The sequence below is a fragment of the Acinetobacter stercoris genome, from assembly GCF_900323515.1.
Taxonomy (GTDB): Bacteria; Pseudomonadota; Gammaproteobacteria; order Pseudomonadales; family Moraxellaceae; genus Acinetobacter; species Acinetobacter stercoris.
In genome coordinates this window covers 1-2,635 of record NZ_OOGT01000318.1, presented here as the reverse complement: position 1 = coordinate 2,635, position 2,635 = coordinate 1, and the positions used below count along the sequence as shown (strand labels likewise).

The following is a 2,635-nucleotide window of genomic DNA, read 5'->3' as shown; positions in this document are numbered from 1 at the left end:
ATTCTATTCCAAGCTCTAAAAACAATTAAAAAATTAAGTGAATTTTAGCTAATGAAGCTCTGCATAAAAACGTAAAAAAATGTCATTTAAGATAGATCAGCTTTTTTTCCATTGTATATTTTTCGTATTCGCAATGTTTTGCTGATTAAAACATGTTACAAACAAAGTCTTAAGCTGCTGTTAAGCTTAAAATTTCAATGTTTTCATAAAAATAAGTCAATCCTTATATCAAATTTATTCATGTATACAAGATTTTTTTGCATATCTGGCTCTTGATTAACCATCACGACATAAAACATATGATTTTAATATGAACATTACACTTGATACTGAACGTCTTAGATTGCGCCAATGGCATATAAGTGACTTACCTTTATTTACTCAATTAAATGCAGATCCCAGAGTCATGCAGTATTTCCCTAAAATACTAAATTTTCAGGAAAGTAATGCATTAGCTGAAAAGTTTAAAAGTCTTATTCAACAAAATGGCTGGGGGTTTTGGGCGGCAGAATTAAAAAAAGATCGAACATTTATTGGATTTGTAGGACTACATTATCAACCATCACAATTTGAATTTTCACCTTGTGTTGAAATAGGTTGGCGTTTGGCATACCAGTTTTGGAATAAAGGTTATGCAACAGAAGCAGCAAATGCCTGTTTAGCATTTGCTTTTGATCAGCTCGAACTAGAATCGATTGTCGCTTTTACCACTGTTGGTAATCATGCTTCGGAGCGTGTCATGCAACGTTTAGGGATGCACTATGTTCAAAACTTTATGCATCCTGCACTAAAAAGTTCTCACCCTTTGGCTGAGCATATTCTTTATCAGATTACACGCGCAGAATTTCAGACAGAAAAATCTCAACGTATCATATGAGTTAAGCCTATATCCTGAGCTTACAATTCTGCGGCATTTGACTGTTTTTCAAGAAAATCCCGATGAACATGACTTAAATGAATTAGATCCATTTGTGCCAAATCAAATATACGCCAGATTTCAATAAAATCGTCTTTCGAATCTATATGCTTAGTCCGAATCTGGCTTTCCTGCCATTGTTGATCCGAAATCCATAAATAAATTTGTGCCGTTTGTGCATTCTCGGCTTGCACCTTTCCTTCAGCATTGACACCTATAACAGTTGCATTTATTGGAAGTAATGGTTCAACTTTAGGTAGTGTGAGTTCTACAAAGTGTTTGACTTGACGTAACCCATAACCACGAAAGATTTCCTTTTGTGACTCGGTTAATTGTTGGTACTTCTTTTCCAGCTCAGGAATCATTGTTGTGCCTATTTTTCTATATCTACTTTCATCAAAAGCACATCATTTCATCATGAAATGATTCTCTTTAAATTGACATAATAGACTAAAAACAGTTCTAAATTCATCAAAAAAATTTATTTCAGAATTTATCTTTAGTCAAATTCATTCCATAACAAATCTTTAGTATAGGAAAGTTTCTTTTCAAAATATTTTAATAATGCACAAGCAATTCAACTTTTTTGTGCTCTTGGATGTGCTTTGTCATAAACTTGTGCTAAATGATCAAAGTCAACATGTGTATAAATTTGTGTTGTGGTCAGATTACTATGCCCCAACATTTCTTGTACTGCACGTAAATCGCCACTGTTTGATAACATATGACTTGCAAAACAATGCCGCAATAAATGGGGATGTAAATCAACATTTACCCCAGCTCTTTGAGCTTGAAGCTTCACTCGATTTTCAATTTGTCGAGGTGTAAGAGCATTGCCTTTTTGTGAAATAAACACAGCAGATTCACTGCTAAACTCACCCATCCAGATTCGGTAGATTTGTAACCATTCAATCAGGCTTTGTTTTGCCTTACTGCCAAATGGCACAATACGGGTTTTATTTCCCTTACCTGTGATCCGTAAAAGCTGCCGATTGAAATCGATATCCTTAACAGTTAAGCCCTGAACTTCAGCCAGACGCAATCCGCTTGAATACAAAAGCTCCAGAATCGCTTTATCTCGAAACCAGAGTTGTTGTTCTATTGGTTTTTCTGGTTTTTTCTGATCAATGATCTGATTAACTGTCTCTACATCTATCATACCCGGTAAGGGTCTAGGTTGACGTTTTAACTGTAAATCATCAGCGGGATTTATCTCCAGATAGTTGCCCTGCTGCGCCCATTTCATGAATTGGCGTATCGAGGTCAAATGGCGTTGCAAACTGCTTGACACCAAACCATCACTTTCAACTTTATGGGCAAGATACTCTCTTAAATCAGAGGCTTCCACCTCTTTTAGTTCAATTTTTTTATCGTAGCAAAAGTCTATAAAATCAGAAATATCACGAAAATAAGCATCTAATGTATGTGCTGATTGATTTTGTATTTTACGATCCTTCAAAAACATGGAAAGTAATTGCATCGCACCAAATTGTTGCATTTAGCTCTCTCTTTGTATCTGAATTTGGAACAACAAACATTTTACCCAAAATAGATAAATATAGCTAAATAAACCTTTTTAAATACAATATGTACAGGAAAATTAAAAGCTAAAGCATTACAGGATAAGTTAAATGACTTTCAAATCATATCACAGAAGAATTTTTCACTTAAAAAACATTACATTAATAATAAAATGCATATCAGCATTCTCACTTACCT

3 protein-coding genes are annotated in these 2,635 nt (G+C 34.3%); 1 reads left to right on the top strand and 2 read right to left on the bottom strand.

Going from position 1 to position 2,635, the window contains the following annotated elements:
* The first annotated feature begins 310 nt into the window (after nucleotides 1-310).
* A complete protein-coding gene (locus KPC_RS18985) occupies nucleotides 311-877 on the top strand; it encodes a GNAT family N-acetyltransferase (RefSeq protein ID WP_121975883.1) in 567 nt (188 codons plus the stop codon).
* Between the two features lie 20 nt (nucleotides 878-897).
* Here the strand turns inward: KPC_RS18985 and KPC_RS18980 are convergent, their stop codons facing one another.
* Together KPC_RS18980 and xerA are read right to left on the bottom strand one after the other, a co-directional pair.
* Nucleotides 898-1,281 (bottom strand): hypothetical protein, encoded by a 384-nt coding sequence (locus KPC_RS18980; RefSeq protein ID WP_121975882.1) that lies wholly within the window; start codon nucleotides 1,279-1,281, stop codon nucleotides 898-900.
* A 212-nt stretch (nucleotides 1,282-1,493) separates the two neighbouring features.
* Nucleotides 1,494-2,381, bottom strand: a complete 888-nt coding sequence (gene xerA, locus KPC_RS18975) for a site-specific tyrosine recombinase/integron integrase (RefSeq protein WP_171334552.1) — start codon at nucleotides 2,379-2,381, stop codon at nucleotides 1,494-1,496.
* Nucleotides 2,382-2,635: the final 254 nt, after the last annotated feature.

Excerpts from the sequence above, each read along its gene's own strand:
- KPC_RS18985 (WP_121975883.1), top strand. The coding sequence starts at position 311 with ATGAACATTACACTTGATACTGAACGTCTTAGATTGCGCCAATGGCAT.
- KPC_RS18980 (WP_121975882.1), bottom strand. The coding sequence starts at position 1,281 with ATGATTCCTGAGCTGGAAAAGAAGTACCAACAATTAACCGAGTCACAA.
- xerA (WP_171334552.1), bottom strand. The coding sequence starts at position 2,381 with ATGTTTTTGAAGGATCGTAAAATACAAAATCAATCAGCACATACATTA.